The sequence below is a fragment of the Acinetobacter sp. V115_6 genome, from assembly GCF_031799025.1.
GTDB classification, from domain to species: domain Bacteria; phylum Pseudomonadota; class Gammaproteobacteria; order Pseudomonadales; family Moraxellaceae; genus Acinetobacter; species Acinetobacter pittii.
In genome coordinates this window covers 808,524-827,325 of record NZ_JAVQNO010000021.1, presented here as the reverse complement: position 1 = coordinate 827,325, position 18,802 = coordinate 808,524, and the positions used below count along the sequence as shown (strand labels likewise).

Annotated in this window: 17 protein-coding genes and 1 tRNA gene; 10 read left to right on the top strand and 8 right to left on the bottom strand. The window is 35.6% G+C overall.

All coding sequences use genetic code 11. The features are described from left to right. The first annotated feature begins 193 nt into the window (after window positions 1-193). On the top strand, window positions 194-1,609 hold the full coding sequence (locus tag RMA94_RS12325; RefSeq protein WP_032034789.1) for a cytosine permease: 1,416 nt from the start codon (window positions 194-196) through the stop codon (window positions 1,607-1,609). A gap of 59 nt (window positions 1,610-1,668) precedes the next feature. Here the strand turns inward: RMA94_RS12325 and RMA94_RS12320 are convergent, their stop codons facing one another. Further along, a complete protein-coding gene (locus RMA94_RS12320) occupies window positions 1,669-2,106 on the bottom strand; it encodes a PACE efflux transporter (protein ID WP_032003483.1) in 438 nt (145 codons plus the stop codon). A gap of 89 nt (window positions 2,107-2,195) precedes the next feature. Here RMA94_RS12320 and RMA94_RS12315 point away from each other — a divergent pair, with 89 nt between their 5' ends. Then, window positions 2,196-3,080 carry a LysR family transcriptional regulator gene (locus tag RMA94_RS12315; protein ID WP_311083154.1) on the top strand — a complete coding sequence of 295 codons (885 nt, stop codon included), beginning with the start codon at window positions 2,196-2,198 and terminating at the stop codon, window positions 3,078-3,080. A gap of 1,098 nt (window positions 3,081-4,178) precedes the next feature. Then, a tRNA-Ile gene (locus RMA94_RS12310) sits at window positions 4,179-4,255 on the top strand. Between the two features lie 169 nt (window positions 4,256-4,424). On the opposite strand, the gene RMA94_RS12305 is transcribed toward RMA94_RS12310, so the two are convergent. Next, window positions 4,425-5,288, bottom strand: a complete 864-nt coding sequence (locus RMA94_RS12305) for an iron-containing redox enzyme family protein (RefSeq protein ID WP_262447580.1) — start codon at window positions 5,286-5,288, stop codon at window positions 4,425-4,427. 277 nt (window positions 5,289-5,565) lie between these two features. Between RMA94_RS12305 and RMA94_RS12300 the strand changes: the two genes are divergently transcribed. The 3 genes from RMA94_RS12300 to RMA94_RS12290 all read left to right on the top strand — a co-directional run bounded on the left by RMA94_RS12300 (window position 5,566) and on the right by RMA94_RS12290 (window position 7,781). After that, window positions 5,566-6,138: a TetR/AcrR family transcriptional regulator gene (locus RMA94_RS12300; protein ID WP_311083153.1), complete on the top strand. Its 573-nt coding sequence runs from the start codon at window positions 5,566-5,568 to the stop codon at window positions 6,136-6,138. 186 nt (window positions 6,139-6,324) lie between these two features. Continuing rightward, a complete protein-coding gene (locus RMA94_RS12295) occupies window positions 6,325-6,870 on the top strand; it encodes a 1-acyl-sn-glycerol-3-phosphate acyltransferase (protein WP_002114566.1) in 546 nt (181 codons plus the stop codon). Between the two features lie 161 nt (window positions 6,871-7,031). Then, the gene (locus tag RMA94_RS12290; RefSeq protein ID WP_002114471.1) at window positions 7,032-7,781 is read left to right on the top strand and encodes a YebC/PmpR family DNA-binding transcriptional regulator; all 750 of its coding nucleotides are present in this window, start codon (window positions 7,032-7,034) and stop codon (window positions 7,779-7,781) included. Window positions 7,782-7,826: 45 nt separating this feature from the next. Here the strand turns inward: RMA94_RS12290 and RMA94_RS12285 are convergent, their stop codons facing one another. Beyond that, on the bottom strand, window positions 7,827-8,297 hold the full coding sequence (locus RMA94_RS12285; RefSeq protein ID WP_002050132.1) for an Lrp/AsnC family transcriptional regulator: 471 nt from the start codon (window positions 8,295-8,297) through the stop codon (window positions 7,827-7,829). 345 nt (window positions 8,298-8,642) lie between these two features. Here RMA94_RS12285 and RMA94_RS12280 point away from each other — a divergent pair, with 345 nt between their 5' ends. Continuing rightward, complete coding sequence (locus RMA94_RS12280) at window positions 8,643-9,956, top strand: DcaP family trimeric outer membrane transporter (RefSeq protein WP_311083151.1); 1,314 nt, start codon at window positions 8,643-8,645, stop codon at window positions 9,954-9,956. A 51-nt stretch (window positions 9,957-10,007) separates the two neighbouring features. On the opposite strand, the gene RMA94_RS12275 is transcribed toward RMA94_RS12280, so the two are convergent. The 5 genes from RMA94_RS12275 to RMA94_RS12255 form a co-directional block, all read right to left on the bottom strand. Further along, window positions 10,008-10,751: an amino acid ABC transporter ATP-binding protein gene (locus RMA94_RS12275; protein ID WP_002114298.1), complete on the bottom strand. Its 744-nt coding sequence runs from the start codon at window positions 10,749-10,751 to the stop codon at window positions 10,008-10,010. A 13-nt stretch (window positions 10,752-10,764) separates the two neighbouring features. Beyond that, entirely contained in the window at window positions 10,765-11,442 is a 678-nt protein-coding gene (locus RMA94_RS12270; RefSeq protein WP_016145033.1) for an amino acid ABC transporter permease, read from the bottom strand. A 2-nt stretch (window positions 11,443-11,444) separates the two neighbouring features. Continuing rightward, on the bottom strand, window positions 11,445-12,287 hold the full coding sequence (locus RMA94_RS12265; RefSeq protein ID WP_002114400.1) for an amino acid ABC transporter permease: 843 nt from the start codon (window positions 12,285-12,287) through the stop codon (window positions 11,445-11,447). 94 nt (window positions 12,288-12,381) lie between these two features. Beyond that, window positions 12,382-13,275 carry an amino acid ABC transporter substrate-binding protein gene (locus tag RMA94_RS12260; protein WP_005076378.1) on the bottom strand — a complete coding sequence of 298 codons (894 nt, stop codon included), beginning with the start codon at window positions 13,273-13,275 and terminating at the stop codon, window positions 12,382-12,384. 533 nt (window positions 13,276-13,808) lie between these two features. Then, a complete protein-coding gene (locus tag RMA94_RS12255; RefSeq protein ID WP_311083148.1) occupies window positions 13,809-14,573 on the bottom strand; it encodes a glutathione S-transferase family protein in 765 nt (254 codons plus the stop codon). 345 nt (window positions 14,574-14,918) lie between these two features. Between RMA94_RS12255 and RMA94_RS12250 the strand changes: the two genes are divergently transcribed. The 3 genes from RMA94_RS12250 to RMA94_RS12240 are packed head-to-tail and all read left to right on the top strand — an operon-like array spanning window position 14,919 to window position 18,802. Then, window positions 14,919-16,154 carry an SfnB family sulfur acquisition oxidoreductase gene (locus RMA94_RS12250; RefSeq protein WP_311083146.1) on the top strand — a complete coding sequence of 412 codons (1,236 nt, stop codon included), beginning with the start codon at window positions 14,919-14,921 and terminating at the stop codon, window positions 16,152-16,154. 12 nt (window positions 16,155-16,166) lie between these two features. Next, window positions 16,167-17,390 (top strand): SfnB family sulfur acquisition oxidoreductase, encoded by a 1,224-nt coding sequence (locus tag RMA94_RS12245; RefSeq protein WP_238515877.1) that lies wholly within the window; start codon window positions 16,167-16,169, stop codon window positions 17,388-17,390. Beyond that, entirely contained in the window at window positions 17,390-18,802 is a 1,413-nt protein-coding gene (locus RMA94_RS12240; RefSeq protein WP_311083144.1) for an LLM class flavin-dependent oxidoreductase, read from the top strand. The genes RMA94_RS12245 and RMA94_RS12240 overlap by 1 nt, the downstream gene beginning before the upstream one ends.

Below are 18,802 nucleotides of genomic sequence, written 5' to 3'. Positions count from 1 at the left end.
TTAACTTTAAAAAAATAAAATCAGTCAAATACTTTTTCTATTTATCTATGAATTATTTAACTCAATTTTAACGTCCCATACTTCAAAAATATTTGATTCTTCTCAAAATTACTTGTATATACATGTTTATATTTGCTTATACAAATATGAATAAATAAGAATAGGATGGCTCTTAAAGGATAAGGAGAGTGAAATGGACTCATCGGCTGGGAAACCTAATAGTAGTTTTATAGAAAACCGAAGCATTGATTTTATTCCTGAAAATGAAAGACATGGCGGAGTGTTTGCCCAATTCACCCTATGGTTTGGTGCTAACTTACAAATCACAGCCATTGTGACAGGCGCGCTAGCCGTTGTGTTAGGCGGAGATGTTTTTTGGTCTATTATCGGCTTATTAGTAGGACAATGTTTTGGTGCTGCCGTCATGGCACTGCATGCTGCCCAAGGTCCTAAACTTGGTCTCCCTCAAATGATTTCAAGCCGTGTGCAATTTGGGGTTTATGGCGCTTGTATTCCAATCATACTCGTTTGCCTTATGTATATTGGTTTTACCGCAACTGGAGAGGTATTAGCGGGTAAAGCAATTGCACATTTGGCACATGTCAGCAATACAACTGGTATCTTAATTTATGCAAGTTTAATCATTTTATTCGCAACGATTGGATACCGTTTAATCCATTTGGTAGGCAAAGTAGCCAGTATTATTGGTTTGATTGCTTTTGTGATTATTTTGACTCAGATCTTCGCACTTTCTGATTTTTCTGAACTCTTAGCAGTACGTCATTTCAGCTGGTCTTCATTCTTGTTAGCAGTTTCCCTTTCTGCTTCTTGGCAAATCTCTTTTGGTCCCTATGTTGCAGATTATTCTCGATATCTTCCAACTAAAACATCTTCATCTCGTGTTTTTTGGGCTGTCGGCTTAGGTTCTTTAATTGGCTCACAAATTTCTATGAGCTTAGGCGTTTTAATCGCTCAGGTTGCAAACGGCAATTTTGTCGGAAATGAAGTTCAATATGTTGTGGGTATGAACCCAATTGCCCTTGTCGTAACCTTTCTATATTTTAGTATCGCTTTTGGGAAAGTTACTCTAACGACCTTAAATGCCTATGGCAGTTTTATGTGTATTGCTACGATTTGGAATAGTTTCAAATCGACAAATCAAATCTCAAAAATAACAAGATTACTCATTGTTCTTGCTATGGTTGTAGTCTCAACCTTTATTGCAATTATAGGTGAACATACTTTTTTAAGCGCCTTTAAAGCATTTATTTTGTTTTTGCTTACCTTTTTTATTCCGTGGAGTGCTATTAATCTTGTTGATTACTACTTTATCTCTAAAGAAGAATGTGATGTAGATGCACTCTATGATCCAAATGGCAAGTATGGCCGTTGGAATCGGATTGGAATTACCTGCTACTTTCTAGGTATTTTGATTCAACTACCATTTATTGATAGTAAATTCTATACGGGTCAAATTGCGGCAATGTTAGGAGGAATCGATTTATCATGGCTTGTAGGACTTATCTCTACTGCATTGATTTACTACATTTTCGCCAAGAAAGCTCAACTCAAGTTTTCAAAACAATTAGTGATTGATCAAATCAAATAATGAAACTAGATAAGCTATCAAAGTCGATCACCTTGATAGCTTATAAAATAATTTTACGGTTATTCTGATAGTGCTTTAGCCTGTGCCGAGATAGGCAATCCAAATAACTTATCAAAACTCCAATTAAATATAAAAGTATAGATAGGGATAATAATAATAAAGGCCACATCTAACCAAAAAGCAGCAATCAGGGAAATATCCATCCACCATGAAATAAGCGGAATTAAAAACAGAACCAAAGTAAGCTGGAACCCGATGGCATGTCCAACTCTACGCTTAACTGTACGGATATGACTGCTTTGTTTAGCTTCCCATTTCTCATATAAAATATTGTAGATAAAATTCCAAGTTACAGCGATGGTCGTAATCATGACAGATAGTGGTCCAGTATGTTCAACACTATCACCTGCCAAAATCGCTAACCCTACTGATGAAATAACCATTCCGATTATTTCATAGGAAGAAACATATACAATTCGACGCTTTATACCTTGCATAATCAATAAACTCTGCTTCATTCCTTATATTTTAATTTCAGTCAAAATCATATATAAAGTTAATAGCTTTCAGTTCAGCTGATATTAAAATGAATTTTAACAGTGAAAATATTGAACTTTTCATAACCGTACTCGATACGGGTTCTTTCTCTGCGGCTGCTCGTAAACTAAATCGAGTCCCCTCAGCAGTAAGTATGGCCGTTGCTAATTTAGAAGCAGAATTGGGTTATATATTATTTGAACGGACTCCTCGAAAGGTCATTCCTACAGCTACAGCATTAGCCTTGGAACCTCAAGCACGGATCATTTCTGAACAACTTAGGCTATTTAGCACTCATGCACATGAACTTTCTTTAGGACTTGAAAGTAAATTGCGTATTGGCGTTGTTTCCGATGTAAATACAAAATTATTATTCCATTCAATAAAGAAACTAGCCGATAAATTTCCTTTACTAAACATAGAAGTTATTACTGCTCCCCAAGACGACATTGTTAATTTACTTTATACGGAGCAAATCAGTCTTTGCTTAGCGGGTTCAGACCTCAATATAAAAATGCGCGAGAATCTACAATTGGTAATGTCTGAAACAGTGGCGGCTACGATTTCTTCTAACCACGCTCTTCTACAAGATAGAACAAAGCAGTTTTCTATTGAAGAATTAATCAATATTAGACAAATTGTTGTGGCGAGTAGTGAACATGAAATGAAAGATCCCCGTTCAATTATTGGTGCAATGTACTGGAAAACCAATAGTCTACAAACAGCAATTAATATGGTTGAAGCTGGACTTGGTTGGGGAAATTTTCCGTTGTCACTAGTACAAGATAAAATTGATCAAGGTCACTTAGTCCTTTTAGATTTTAAAAATACGAAAAATCATTTACCCTTATCTATTTATTTAATTTGGCTCCAAGACCGCCCTTTACCTAAAGCAGCTAGAGAGTTAATTCAAATTATTCAAGAAAATTTATAAAACTTTATAGGAGAGTTCTGAAAGTCTAAAGATTTTTTATAATTTTTATTCTTGTTAAATCTAGTTTATTTAAAGCTTAAGCTTATTACTCTGCACCATAACTCTAAATACTACTAAAAACAAAAAGCCTACTTAGAAAGTAGGCCTCTTGTTGTATTTCAGGATTAAGCAATAATATTTTGTTTTGTAAAAAATACACTTATACTTTATTAAAACCAAGTGTTTTAGTCAAGAATAAAGTTTATAAGATACAAATATTTGTATTGTTGTGAAGACAATCACAATTTAGGTTTCATATAGAAAATACTTTAGAGACGGAAAGGTATTTTAATGATAAAAATTTCTATTACCGTCCTTAACAGCTTTTTTAGAAAAACACCTTAAGAAAAATTATTATATTTTAATTAAATTTATTTGCATCAAAAAAATTGAATCCGTTTATTCGTTACTTTTATGTTTGATTATTAAAGTTGCTAACTTTATATCTTAATATTTAATTTTTTAAGTTGAGTTTAAATTTCAAGCTAAACTAAAAATTAATAATACTATTTTCTTAAGTAATCTGGCCCTAATAGTCTATATTTTATACTATATATAGGCTAGGATCTTATTAAGAGAATTATTGTAACTATTATTTTTCGAAATATATAATTAAAAAGGCAATCTACCATGTATCTAAAGCTTAATTACAATATGAAAATATATAATATTTTTAATCACCCTTTATATTTATCTTAAATAAGTTTTTCTAATTCTATATTTTCACAACACTCAAACAGCACATCTACACTTCCTGATTATATTTTAAACAAAATTTATTTTATATAAATTAATGTCTCAAATTATAAATACAATTAAGTCATCGTTACAATAGATTGTTGGAATAAATTCTAATTGATCGATAAATAACTTCTCCCACTTTACTCTTGAAGTACACATAAGCTAGAATCACTATCGCTTGAAATATTAACCAATATGACACAATATTTTTGGGTTTAGTTTGCGTCTACTTCAGAAAATGACTTGTGTTTAATTAAAAAATTGATTAGTATTGCACGCACTGAAAAGCATTGAGATTAAAAGCTTTTCTGACTTATAGGGCCTATAGCTCAGTTGGTTAGAGCAGCGGACTCATAATCCGTTGGTCCACAGTTCAAGTCTGTGTGGGCCCACCAAATACCGAACCTCATAAACAAAAAGTTTATGGGGTTTTTTAATATATATCCAAATAAAATATGCTTTACTCTTATAAAAAATACTCAAAATTTAAATTTATTTTATCCCTAAATTTTAGATGTTTTAAAATACACTTACGTTCCGTACTAAATATCCATCTTTCATCTATTAAGCTAAGATTTGCTTTCGCATGGGCTCAGAATTCTCTAATTGTGTATCCCAAAACTTTTCCCATAAATCACAATACTCTAAGCATAATTTTTCAATATAATTATAGTCTTCTTCTGTACAAGCTTGCATCAAGACATACCATAAATCCTCTTCATGATCATCATCAGCAGCTTCAGCACTTTCATCTTCAGAGATACCATGTACATGATAGTAACCACCACCCTCCACATCTAGACCAACTGCCTTAGTTGCTCTACGTAAAGGTGGACTATACAGAATGACTTCTTCTTCTGCGACTGCTAATAAGGCTGAAACAGCTTTATAGTCATCATAAGCATTTTCTAAAAATACCCTAACCTGATCTGCAATTTCAGTCGGATGATAAGTTAGACGATCTTGTTCTGTAATACCAAAATCATTCAATATATCTTCAAATAAGGGATAATGAGCATATTCAGGATTTCCCTGATAGTAGCCGTCTTTATCCAACCCTGGCCGAAATCCAAACTCATCAAAAATATTTAAACTCAAAAGAAAACGCGGGAACATTTTTGCCCCAGCATGCAATCTCGGCTCTAATTGTTTAGTTTGAAATTGGGCCATGAGCAATGCATCAGTAAAAGTTTGCACAATTGCATGACGATACTCTAAATGAATTTTTATTAAATCTTCTTTATTAATTTCGCCATTATTTAAAGTATCGATTGCAGGATGATGAGATACAGGATGTTTTGCAATCTTTGCTCTTAAATGAGTCAAAAAGTTTGAATTTTTTTCCCATAGTTCAGCTGAAATGCTTTGTTTCATCCCTGTAAGCGCTTTCTTTCTAGGATTATTAAAATTCTCAAATTTCTTAGGCATATCCGCTCTCATTAAACTTATTGAAGCATGATCGATTTTTACATATTTTATTATAAAAACAATGACTTAAATTAATATTTAAATATGTTCCTTCATTGATTAATATTAGAATTAAAATCGTACGAAATCAAATAAAAAATTTTAAAAAATCCAATTAATGATAATCATTATCACAATCTCAACTTGAATCAAAATCAGTTTTTTATTATCATAATTTGTATTAAAAATTTAATATTTTAGATTAAGTTATAATTAGTTTTAACTATATGGAATAGTAATGTCAAAAAAAGAAGATATTATAAATACTGCTTTAAATTTATTTAATCAGATTGGGTACAATGGTACTGGTGTTGACCGTATTATTGCTGAATCAAATGTTGCAAAAATGACTTTTTATAAATATTTTCCGTCAAAGGAAAATTTAATTATGGAATGCTTACAACATCGAAACATAAATATTCAAAACTCAATCAATGAACAATTAAGTTTACATCAAGATGCTAGTCCTCTTGAGAAAATTCATATTATTTTTAATTGGTATATTGAATGGATCAATAGCGAAACATTTAATGGCTGTTTATTTAAAAAGGCATTTATTGAAGTATCTAAACAATATACTTCAATTCGTGAACCATTTTATGAATATACAAAATGGTTGACTAATCTATTACATGAAAAACTTACTCAGTTAGGTATAGAAAATCCAACGCCCCTTGTTCATATCATTATTTCTATTATTGATGGGATGATTATTGATGGAACGACAGATAAAAACCTTATTAACCCTGAAAAAATTTGGAAATATATTGAATATTTAATTAATGAAGAGATACCGCAGCCAGTATCTTAATTTTAAAATTATCTAGGTTTATTACTTTCAGACGAAGTTTGAGAAAAATAAAAAAAGAACTTTTAAAGTATTTTAGAACTTAGATAATCCTTAACTTTTGTGCTCTACTTTAGCTTTCATAATTTTTCTAGGCTTTTTTACAAACTCATATTAGAATCCTGAAAATTTATCAATTTGCACTGATGTATGAAAAAATTTCTAGGTAACTCTATCTTTAAAGCCGTTGGTTGGACCTACAATGTAGACCCACAAATTCTTGAGAAAAAACAAGTTATTATTGGCTTTGAACATACTTCAAATCTAGATGCAGTACTCTCGATTGCCCTCTTCCAAATGTTAGACATCAAAATTCATACTTTAATAAAGAAAGAACTTTTCAAAGGCCCACTTAAGCCAATTTTAGAAAAATTGGGCGGCATTCCTGTTGATCGTAAAGCAAGTAAAGATATCGTTTCGCAAATGGTTGAACAATTTCAAACCCATGAAACTTTTAACTTAGTGATTGCTCCAGAAGCTACACGTGCTAAAGATGGCTCTGAACGTAAGCCTATCCGTACAGGTTTTTGGCATATTGCAAAAGCAGCCAATGTTCCTATTGTTTTAATGTATGCCAATGCTCGAAGTAAACAAGGTGGGATTTTAGGTAAAATTTACCCGACTGATTTACAAAAAGACTTGGAAACCATTAAAGAGCTGTACGCTCAATTTGGTATAGATGTAAAAATTAACTAAATCAAATTGGACTTGATTTGACCTAATCTCAATCATTAGGTCTTAAGCTTATTGTTCTTATTCAATTGGCTAACAAAACGCAGGCCAACAGTTTTCAACAAAACCAAGCCTATGCTAATATTCCAGCACTTTTGCATTTTCTTTTTTTGGAGTTCACGTCCATGGCGGGTCATTCTAAATGGGCCAATATTAAGCATCGTAAAGCTAAACAAGATGCAAGTCGCGGTAAGGTTTTTACTAAATATATTCGTGAAATTGTGACTGCTGCCAAACTTGGTGGTGGAGATCCTGCTAGCAACCCTCGTCTGCGTGCAGTAGTTGAAAAAGCTCTCTCAGTTAATATGACACGTGACACCATTAACCGTGCTATCCAACGTGGTGCTGGTGGTGAAGATAATGATGATCTAAAAGAAGTAACTTATGAAGGTTATGGTGTTGGCGGGGTTGCTGTTCTTGTTGAAACAATGACAGATAACTTAAACCGTACAGTACCAGACGTACGTCACTGTTTTAGTAAAACAAATGGTAACTTAGGAACTGCTGGTTCTGTATCTTATCTATTTACTAAACGTGGTGAGATTACTTTTGAAGATGTTTCTTTAGAAGATAAAATCATGGAAGTTGCTTTAGAAGCTGGTGCTGAAGATATTGAAGTTTCAGAAGATGAAATTTTGGTAATCACTTCACCAGAAACTTTCGGTGAAGTACAAGATGCCCTTACTGCTGCTGGTTTAAAATCTGATAACGCAGAAGTTGTGATGAGTCCATCTACAAAAGCTGAAATTACAGATGTTGACCAAGCAAAACAAATTCTTAAAATGATTGATATGTTTGAAGATCTTGACGATGTACAAAACGTTTATACTAACGTTGAATTCTCGGATGAGGTTTTGGCTCAACTTGATGCTTAAATCAAACATTTGAATCAAAGAAAACGCACCAAATGGTGCGTTTTTTTATAGTTTATTGAGCAAGTTATAGCAATTAAACACATTATATTCTTTAATGACAAAGCTAGAATGCAAAGCAACTACATTGTCGATTTTTCCAATACGTCTTAATAAAATTTCACTGTAGTCATCCATGTTGCGTGCTACAAGCTCTAAAATAAAATCAGCACTCTGCCCCGTTACCAAGAATGCATTAGTTACTTCTGGAATTGCTTCTATTTCAGACAGAAACTTATCAAATGTTTCACTATCATGTTTACTCAGTGAAACTTGCAATAAAATATGTAAAGTAAAACCAAGCTTACTAAAATTAATTTCCCTTTTGAGCTGTCCCATGATGTTGGCTTCAATCAGGTGCTTAATACGGCGATGTACAGAACTGACTGACAGATTGATCCGTTCTGAAAGTTCATTCAAATTTAAGTCTTCATGAGACAAAATTTCTAGAATTTGTTTATCAAAACGATCTAACTCCACTCTTATCTCCAGCCAGAATTTCACAGTGAAGACAGTATAACCCTATACCACTACCTCTGCATTGAAAATACAAAGGTTTATGGGCAACAAAACCATATTTCTTCTATAGAGCTTAAGTCTTTTATGCCTTTTAAACGTGCAAGTACTGTCATGTGCGGTTCATTTTAGAGAGTCAGCTTTATGCTTAAATCTGATTTATCGATGCAAAATTCTTATTCTCACTACCATTTGAGGCTAAAAGGGAAGTAATCATCAAAATTTGACTATTTTTCAAGTTTCTTAAAGTTGGCATCATTTTTGTTATGTATTTGCAGGAAAATTTTTATCCATGTCGGGGGAGTTCCTGTGAATAAGATCAAAACACTAGTGTTAGCAATGAGTTCTTTAGGTGCAATGAGCGTGACGATGCCTGTGCATGCCGCTACAGATGCTGAAGTTAACGCCTTACGTGATGAAGTAAAGGAGTTAAAACAACTCGTCCAGAAACTATCTGATCAACAAAAAGCAGCTTTAACTGTCACTGCTCCAGCAACAATTCCCGCAGCACCTTCTACCCCTACACCTCCTGCATCAAAACCAGGTTGGATGGCTATGGCCGATGGGCAAACTCAAGTCAAGCTTTATGGTAGTGTTCGCGCAGATGCAACCTATGACTTTAAAGGTTCAAATGGCAGTATTTCAAATGGTGCCAATTATCCACTCAATAAAGATGATCCAAAACAAGACTCACTAAATGTATCTGCAGCAACTTCACGAATTGGCTTAGATATTACTCGTCCAACTCAATATGGAGATTTAACAGGTAAAATTGAAGCCGATTTCATGGGTGGCAATGGAGATAATGGCAATGGTACTTTCCGTGTTCGTCATGCCTATATGTCTTTAGGAAAATGGTTAGCTGGTCAAACGACCTCACCTTTTGTAAACACAGATACATCACCAGAAACAGTAGATTTTAATGGCGCTATTGGTACAGGTACTACACGTACAGTACAGGTTAGATACACTCAACCAATTAATGCACAACAGAAAATATTAGTTGCCTTAGAAGGTGGGGATGTTGAAAAAGCTGGTAATGCTGCCGGTGGAAGCCGTTTTCCTGCTTTAACAGCACGATATGATTTCAAAACTACGAATAACAAAGGCCTATTACAGTTGCATGGTCTTGCCCATGAAAACCGTGTAGCTCCAAAAGATAGTGCTTCAGAAGAAAAATTTGGTTGGGGTGTCGGTGTTGGTGGTAAATATGATTTAACGCCTCAAGATAGTGTGGTTGCTAATTACTATCATGTTAAAGGTGATGGTCGTTATTTACTTTATAGCAATTCAGCTTATAACTATGACACAACAACACAAGATATTAATTTAGGTGAATTTGATAGCGCAGTAATTGGATATCAACGTAAATGGAGCCCTATTCTACGTTCTACTTTTGCTGTAGGTGGTATTCAATATAAAGATGATAATGTCTATGCAAATAGCAATTTAACCAATACTAGCTATAACAAAGAAATTTATAACGCTTTAGTCAATTTAATCTGGAACCCAGTTAAAAATATTGATTTAGGAGCCGAATATACTTACGGTCAACGTGAAACTTTTGCGGGTGACAAGGGGGATTATTCACGTATCAACCTGCTAGCAAAGTATAGTTTCTAAAAATTAGATATAAAAAAAGAGCCTTTAATGGCTCTTTTTTTATTAGGGTTATTAGTGCATCGCCTGAATTTTTTCTAAGAAAAGTTTAGCACGCTCATGACGAGCTTCTAAATTATCAAAGAATTCATGGGTTGGGCAGTCTTCTAAAATTTTACCTTCATCCATAAAAATTAAACGGTTAGATACTCTTTTAGCAAAGCCCATTTCATGAGTAACACACATCATGGTCATGCCTTCATGTGCGAGCTGTACCATAACTTCAAGAACCTCACCGACCATTTCAGGATCAAGTGCAGAAGTTGGTTCATCAAACAACATACAGATTGGGTCCATAGACAAGCCACGTGCAATCGCTACACGTTGCTGCTGACCACCCGACAACTGCCCCGGAAATTTATCTTTATGAGCAAGTAAGCCTACACGCTCTAAATATTTCAGACCTTTTGCGCGAGCATCTGCAACTGAACGCTTTAACACTTTAACTTGAGCAATCGTCAAATTTTCCAAAACAGTCATGTGCGGAAAAAGCTCAAAGTGCTGAAAGACCATTCCCACTCGTGAACGGAATTTAGCAAGATCTGTTTTTGGATCTTTAAGTGAAATTCCATCAACAATAATGTCACCTTGTTGAAATGGTTCTAAAGCATTTACTGTTTTGATGAGTGTTGATTTTCCCGAACCAGATGGTCCGCAAACAACAACGACATCACCTTTTTCAATACTCGTCGTGCAATCTGTTAAAACCTGAAAATCACCATACCATTTAGAGATATGTTGGATGTCTATCATTGGCATTTAAAATCTCCAATTAGCGAATGATGGCAATTTTTTGCTGTAAGCGTTTGACTAAATGCGACAGCACAAACGAGCTACAGAAATACACTACAGCGACGATTAAATAGAATGTTGCTTTTGTTTCAGGTCCATAAGTATTAGCCAATGTATCTGCACGACCTAAAAAGTCTGGTGCGCTAATCACATAAACTAATGAGATGTCCTGAAATAAAATGATTGTTTGAGTTAACAATACTGGGAGCATGTTACGAAAGGCTTGAGGTAATACCACGTAGCGCATTGATTGACCGTAGGTAAAACCTAGCGCATAGCCTGCATGTACCTGACCTTTTGAAATAGACTGAATTCCAGAACGTACAATTTCCGAGAAAAAAGCTGCTTCAAAAATAGCAAAGGTCACGACACTCGAAAATAATGGTCCCCAATAGGTATCAGATTGAAACTCAAATATTTTCGGCAACAAAAAGTAGAAGATAAAGATCACCTGAATCAGTGGAATACCACGAAACAGATCAACATAAAATTTTGCAAAATTACTTGCGATGGCATTGCTAGATAAACGCATCATTGCCAATGGGGTTCCGATGAGGATACCGCCCATCATTGCTAATACCGTTACGGTAAGCGTAAAAATAAAACCTTCTTTGAGTGCCGCGATCACATCAGGGTTTTGTAATAAAGAAAAATCCATAATTACTTCCCTCCTGAACCTAAGCCAGGTACAGCCATTCGTTTCTCAATCCATGCCATCACAAACTTAATGCTATAAGTGATAATTAAATAAACAGGTGTAGAGAGAATAAGAATGATAATGTCCTGAGAAGTTTCTTCACGCATGGTTTTCGTATAAGCAAAGAAATTCAATACACTCAGTGCATATAAAACAGCTGAGTTTTTGAAAACGTTCATTGCTTCAGATGTAATCGTTGGCCATACAGTGCGATATGCAACTGGTAAAATGACATAACGATAACTTTGTGCTGTCGTAAAACCCATAGCAGAAGCCGCAAACTTCTGTCCACGAGAAACGGTATTAATTCCGGCACGTATGTGCTCAGATACACGGGCAGCCGTGTAGAGACCTAATGCAAAAACACCAATAACTGCAGGTTGCTGATTCAAAATATTCTTCCACCAACCACCAGCAACTACATCCCCACTACCTGCACTTAAGCTGTCCGGTAAAAACTCGGGAAAAACAAAAGCCCAGAAGAATAGTTGCACAATAAGTGGAATATTACGGAAAATTTCAACGTAACAATTGCCGATAAATGCGAGAGGTTTGTTGGGTAATGTACGAATTACCCCTAGGAGAGAACCTAATAAAAATGCGATAAGAAAGGCTATAATAGCTGTCCAAACCATAGTGAACACGCCTGAACCTAACATTTGTAACCATGTGGGTGCCTCAGCATAAGCATTGTAGCTTGAGCTACCAATAGCTTTACAAACTGATTCTGCCCATGCGGCTTTATCGACACCATATTCATTAGACTCCGCACAGAATATAGTCCAGTTTAGCGAGCCGACTGACATGTTTGCCCCTTAAATTAATATCTTTAGAAAATAGACCACTTGTGCAAATGAATCTTTACACTTACACAAGTAAATTTAGGACAAAAAGATCCAGTTAGATTCCTGCATCTGTTGGGTTAGCTTTTAATTTCTTATAAGATGAACTTTGTTGCATGTTCAAATTCGTGTTTTTTGGTGGAATTGGAGATAAGAACCACTTCTTATATAAAGCGTCCATTTTACCAGTTTTCCACAAGTTATTTACAGTACGGTCTGCAACCGCTTTAAATTTTGGATCATCTTTAGCAAGCATAATTCCATAAGGTTCAGATGAAAGTACCGGACCTACAATTGCAAAAGCTTTAGGTGTAGAAGACTTAGCAATCAAGCCTGCTAAAATATTATCATCCATTACAAATGCAGCAGCACGGCCAGATGCCATCATGGCAAAAGAGTCAGCATGATCTTTACCATAAATATTTTGAACATTAACTGCCTGACCTTTTTCATTCATCTTGATGTATTTGTCAGATGTAGTGCCCTGAGTAGTAACAACTGCTTTACCATTTAAGTCTGCCAAACTCTTAATGCCAGAGTTCGCTTTAACAGCCATGCGCACTTCTGTTGCATAGTAGTTAGTTGAGAAACCGACTTGTTGCTGACGTTGTTTAGAGTTTGTAGTGGTACCACATTCCATATCGATATTGCCTGCTAAAAGCTCAGGAATACGTGTTGATGAAGTTACTGCCTTGTACTCAACTTTTAAGCCAGGCATTTTCAATTCTTTTTTAATGTCATTTGCAAACTGGTTACAGATATCGACTGCATAACCTACTGGTTTACCTGCAACAACATATGAAATTGGATCTGAGGATTCTCGATGACCAATTACGATTTTTCCGGTACTTTTAATTTTAGCTAATGTATCTGCTGCTTGAATTTGAGAAGTAGCGCCAACCGTACAAAGCATAACTGTTGAAATAATGAGAGAGGTTGCAGAACGTTTCATAAGAACTCCTTGATGATCATTCTCTCTATTTATCTATAGAATCATTCATATAGAGCAATAGAGTGATTTTTTATTAAATTGCAATTATCGAGCCAACTTTTCCAAGTCAGATCCATCCATTTGCTTCACTTATTCTATTCAATCTGTTTTGCAGAATTAATACCTTTAAAACTGCTCACATGTTTCTACTTTAATCTATGTTTTAATCTTCTGTCTATTATTAAGCTCATCTATTTACACTTAAATGTGGCAATTATTGATTACAATGTAAACACATGCACAATAAAGTGGCTTAACTTTGGCTAAAAATAGTATTTAGAAAAATTGTATTTTCCAAAAAATCATAAAAATTAAAGTTATTAGTCATTTAGATAAAATGGAATTTATATTGTAGAAAGTAATTTTGACATCAAAATAATATAAACAAATGGCTTAATAAAAATCATTTAGAAAATTGATAGTAATATCTACATTAATAAAATAACTAGCAAAGATAAAAATAAGCCCCGATTTTCTCAGGGCATTTTATAATTTTAAATTCCGCGCCAATCTACTCGCGCATTACGCTCAGTTTGATATATTCTTAAAACATACTGACCTAGAGGTAAATCGAGTAAATTTTGTTGATAGTTATTCCATTCTTCAGAAACACCTTCAGCCTCTTCCCGCTCCCACGGTGTACCCTTTATTTCTAATAAAGGAGCAAGCATAGAACATACAGAAATATCAGCAAGACTTAAGCGATCGCCTACCATATAACGTGCCTGATTTTCGATTAAGCAGTTATTTAGTTCATTTATGAGTTCATCCATGCGTTCTTTTGACTGGTTGACTAGCTCTTCTTCAAGTTTATAGTTCTTCTTTACCAGTGTTTTGAGGAATGGCTTCGATATTTTTTCAAACTGACGTAAATAGCCTTGTTCACCCATCATAATTTCTAAAGCATGGTCTCCATGCGCCAACGTGTGAGCTAGAGCCCAACGACGGACATGAATACCCAGCTCATCAGCCAAGCTATCTATTTTTAATGTTTGCTGTCTTAATTGTTCATCACGACGTAACAGTGAATGCTCCGGATATGTATCATCCAGATAAAGTGCAATTTTAGTCGATTCAGCGATCCATTGATGATCATTTTTCAAAATAGGCAATAAATTTTGGCCTGTTTTGAGTTGTGCAAAAGCACGATGAAAGCCTGGAATTAAGTTATGAGCCACATAATCAAGTTCTTTATGGTCTAACAACCAGCGAGCTTTTTCACAATAATGGGACAAAGGAAACTGATACAAAACCCGCATAAAATCTCCACGTTTATTTTTATTTGACTATTTGTACAAAAATGGTCTTCGGTAAGTAGATACTTTAGAAGCTATTTTTAGTTAAAACAATGGATATTGTGCTCATTTTTCACTGACACTTAAGTCTATTTTTTTTATATCTTTTTTTACCGTACTTATTGCTCTTTTTCATATTAAAACTAATTCTATTATTATTTTTTTGCATAATAAACATAAGATATTGTTTTTTATTAATTTTTAATATCTATATTTTTTCATTAAAAAGCAAAAAAAATGCTTTGCACTTTATTTCATAAGCTGAGCATAAGTCCTCGTTTAGTGGAAAAATATTTCTTTTGTAAGGTAATGACAGCAATACAAGGTGTCATTATGTCTAATTCTCTATCAAAAACGACTGCATACGTCCAAATCATTCAAAATGATCAACAAGCGATTAATGCTGCTTATCAAGTGGCGGATTATGCTTTAGAGGGTCGTAATACACGTGATCAACAACGCTTACTTCCTTATGAGCAAATCGAAAGCTTTAGTCAAAAAGGCTTAGGCGGAATTCGTATTGCAAAAAAATACGGCGGTGCTTTTGTTTCCAATAAAACACTGGCACAAGTTTTCCGTATTTTAAGTAAAGGCGATGCAAATGTTGGTCAGATTCCACAAAATCAGATTAGCCTGTTAAACCTGATTGAAATCATGGGTACAGAACAACAAAAACAATTTATCTTTTCAGAAATATTAGCAGGTAAACGTCTTGCTAACGGTGGTCCTGAACGAAATACCCATGACTCAAAAACCTTAAAAACCACGCTTACTATTGAAAACGGCAAATATTTTTTAAACGGCGAAAAGTTTTATTCGACGGGAACAAGTTTTGCGCATTGGCTTGCAATTAAAGCGATTCATCCCGAAGGCCATGTGGTTTTAGTGATTGTTAACCGAGAGGCTCAAGGTATTGAAGTCATTAATGACTGGAATGGATTTGGGCAACGTACGACAGCGAGCGGTACAGTTAAATTAAATCATGTTGAAGTTAATCCAGAACTCATTTTTGATGAACGCTTATTAACTAAAGCCCCTACTTATCGCGGTGCTTATTCTCAGTTATTACAAGTGGCAATTGATGTAGGGATTGCTGAAGCCGCATTTGACGATACTTTATCGACTATACACAAAGCACGTCCAATTATTGATGCAAATGTTGAAAAAGCCAGCTTTGAACATTACACCCTGCAAGAGGTAGGTAAGTTAAATATTTTGCTCGATGCTGCAATTTTATTATTGGATGAAGCTGCTGAATATTTAGATGAACTTGACCAACTTCAAACTGTGACTGATGAGCAAGTAGCTAAAGCTTCAATTTTGGTTGCTGAAGCGAAAGTCTATGCCAATGATGCTGCCCTACAAATTTCTGAAAAACTACTAGAGCTGGGCGGTAGTCGTTCAAGCTTAAGCCAACATAATTTAGATCAACATTGGCGAAATGCCCGTGTACATACCCTACACGACCCTGTTCGCTGGAAATTACATGCCATTGGCAATTATTACCTTAATGGTCATTTCCCTGCCCGCCATGCTTGGATTTAAGGAGAAATTGTCATGACTTCATATCAATCGGTACAAACCAAACAAACATCGGCATCTGGTCAAGCACATATTATTCAAAATGATGCTGAAGCTTTAGAAATTGCCAAACAATTTGCTGAGCAATTTAAAAAAACTGCTGTTGAACGAGACTCTAAGCGAATTTTACCGTATACCGAAATTGATGCATTGAGCCAGTCTGGACTTTGGGCAATTACAGTACCTAAGCAATATGGCGGTGCCGAAGTTTCAAGTCATACCGTTGCTAAAGTGATTGCTCTTTTAAGCGGTGCAGATGGTTCAATTGGACAAATTCCACAAAACCATTTTTATGCTTTAGAAGTATTGCGCAATACAGGCACAGAAGCTCAAAAACAACGGTTATATGGCGAAGTTTTAAATGGCACTCGCTTTGGTAATGCACTTGCTGAGTTTAAAACCAAAACTTCAACTCATAAGCAAACCAATATCCGTCCGCATGAAAATGGGTATTTGATTCAGGGTGAAAAGTTTTACTGCACAGGAAGTTTATTTGCTCACCGTATTCCAACCTTAGTTTTAGATGATGCAGGCCGAGAGTATTTAGCCTTTGTAAAAAGTGGTTCACAAGGATTGAAACTTGTTGATGACTGGTCTGGCTTTGGGCAAAAAACCACAGGCAGCGGTACGGTCAAGTTTGATCAGGTTTTTGTCGATGCAGATGATGTTATTCCTTTTGATACTGCATTTTTACAGCCAACCTTAGTGGGTCCTTTTGCGCAAATTATGCATGCATCGATTGAGGTAGGCATTGCACGTGCGGCCTTTGAAGAAAGCTTGCAAAGAGTGCATCAAGCCCGCCCATGGATTGACTCAAATGTAGAAATAGCCAACCAAGATCCATTAACGATTTATGAGCTAGGACGCATTGCTGTAGATGTACGAGCAAGTGAAGTGTTATTAAAACAAGCTGCGCAATCAATTGATGCCGCAAAAATTGAAACCACACCTGAAAGCATTGCTAAAGCATCCATCGATGTTGCCAAAGTACGTGCTCATAGTACAGATATCGCACTCAAAGCATCGTCTAAGCTGATTGAACTTGCTGGTAGCCGTGGTAGTCAGTCTCAAGATGGCCTAGACCGTTTCTGGCGTAATGCGCGTGTACATACGTTGCATGATGCCGCACGATGGAAATATTACTTTATTGGGAACTACGTTCTTAACGGTGTGCTTCCACCTCGCCGGGGGACATTGTAATGGCAGATTTCAAAGCGAAAGAAATTTTACTCAATGCCTTTGACATGAACTGTGTTGGTCATATCAATCATGGCTTATGGACACATCCACGTGATGAATCACATCGTTTTAACGAACTCAGTTATTGGACAGAACAAGCCAAGACCTTAGAAAGTGGTTTATTTGATGGTTTATTTATTGCGGACATTACAGGTGTGTATGACGTCTATCAAAACGGTATTGATCTGACTTTAAAAGAGTCCATTCAGCTTCCGAGCCATGACCCGTCTACACTCATTTCAGCAATGGCGGCAGTCACTCAAAACTTAAGTTTTGGGGTCACTGTGAACTTAAGCTATGAACATCCATATCAATTTGCACGCCGCTTTGCGAGTCTCGACCATTTAACTCAAGGTCGTATTGGCTGGAATATCGTGACAGGTTATCTAGATAGTGCGGAACGCTTAATTGGTCAAAAAGGTTTAAAAGACCACGATGCTCGCTATGAACAAGCTGAAGAATTTTTAGAGCTTTGCTATAAATATTGGGAAGGTTCATGGGAAAACGACGCCGTTAAAAAAGATAAAGTACAGCGTGTTTTTACAGACCCGTCTAAAGTTCACACCATTCACCACCACGGAAAATATTACCAAAGTGAAGGTGTGTTTCAGGTATCTCCTTCTGTTCAACGCACCCCAACACTGTTTCAAGCAGGTGCTTCACCAAAAGGCATGCACTTTGCGACTCGTCATGCTGAGTGCGTATTTATTGGCGGCGACAAACCCGACAAAATACGCGAACAAGTGAAAAAAATTCGTGCTCTTGCCAAACAGCAAGGCCGTTCAGCAGATGACATTAAAGTCTTTGTCGGTATAACTGTTGTTGTTGCCGAAACACATGATCTGGCCGTACAGAAACTGAATGAATATCGTCAGTATGCAAGTCCTGAAGCAGGCTTAGCGCATTACGCGAGTTCAACTGGTATCGACTTAAGTAAATTTGCCGACGATGAAGCGATTCCTTACCAAAAAAGTAACAGTATTGTTTCGATTACCGAAAAATTTAAAGAGCAACAAATCACGAAAAATGACTTAAAAGCTCAGCATGTTTTAGGTGGTCGTTATCCCCTCATCGTGGGTAGTGGCGAAGAAGTTGCTGAATACTTAATTCATCTTTTAGATGAAACAGATATTGATGGCTTTAATTTGACACGTACAGTTGCACCAGAGTCTCACCACGACTTTATTCGCTTGATTATTCCTGAGCTACAACAGCGTGGTCGCTATAAAACTGCATATAAAACGGGTTCACTACGTAACAAAATTTTTAATCGGGGTGACCAATTACCAAAACAACACCCTGTTCAAGCGTTCCGATGTAGTCCCTATAACAACAGCAAAAACTTAACAACAATTGAAGAAATAACCACTTAA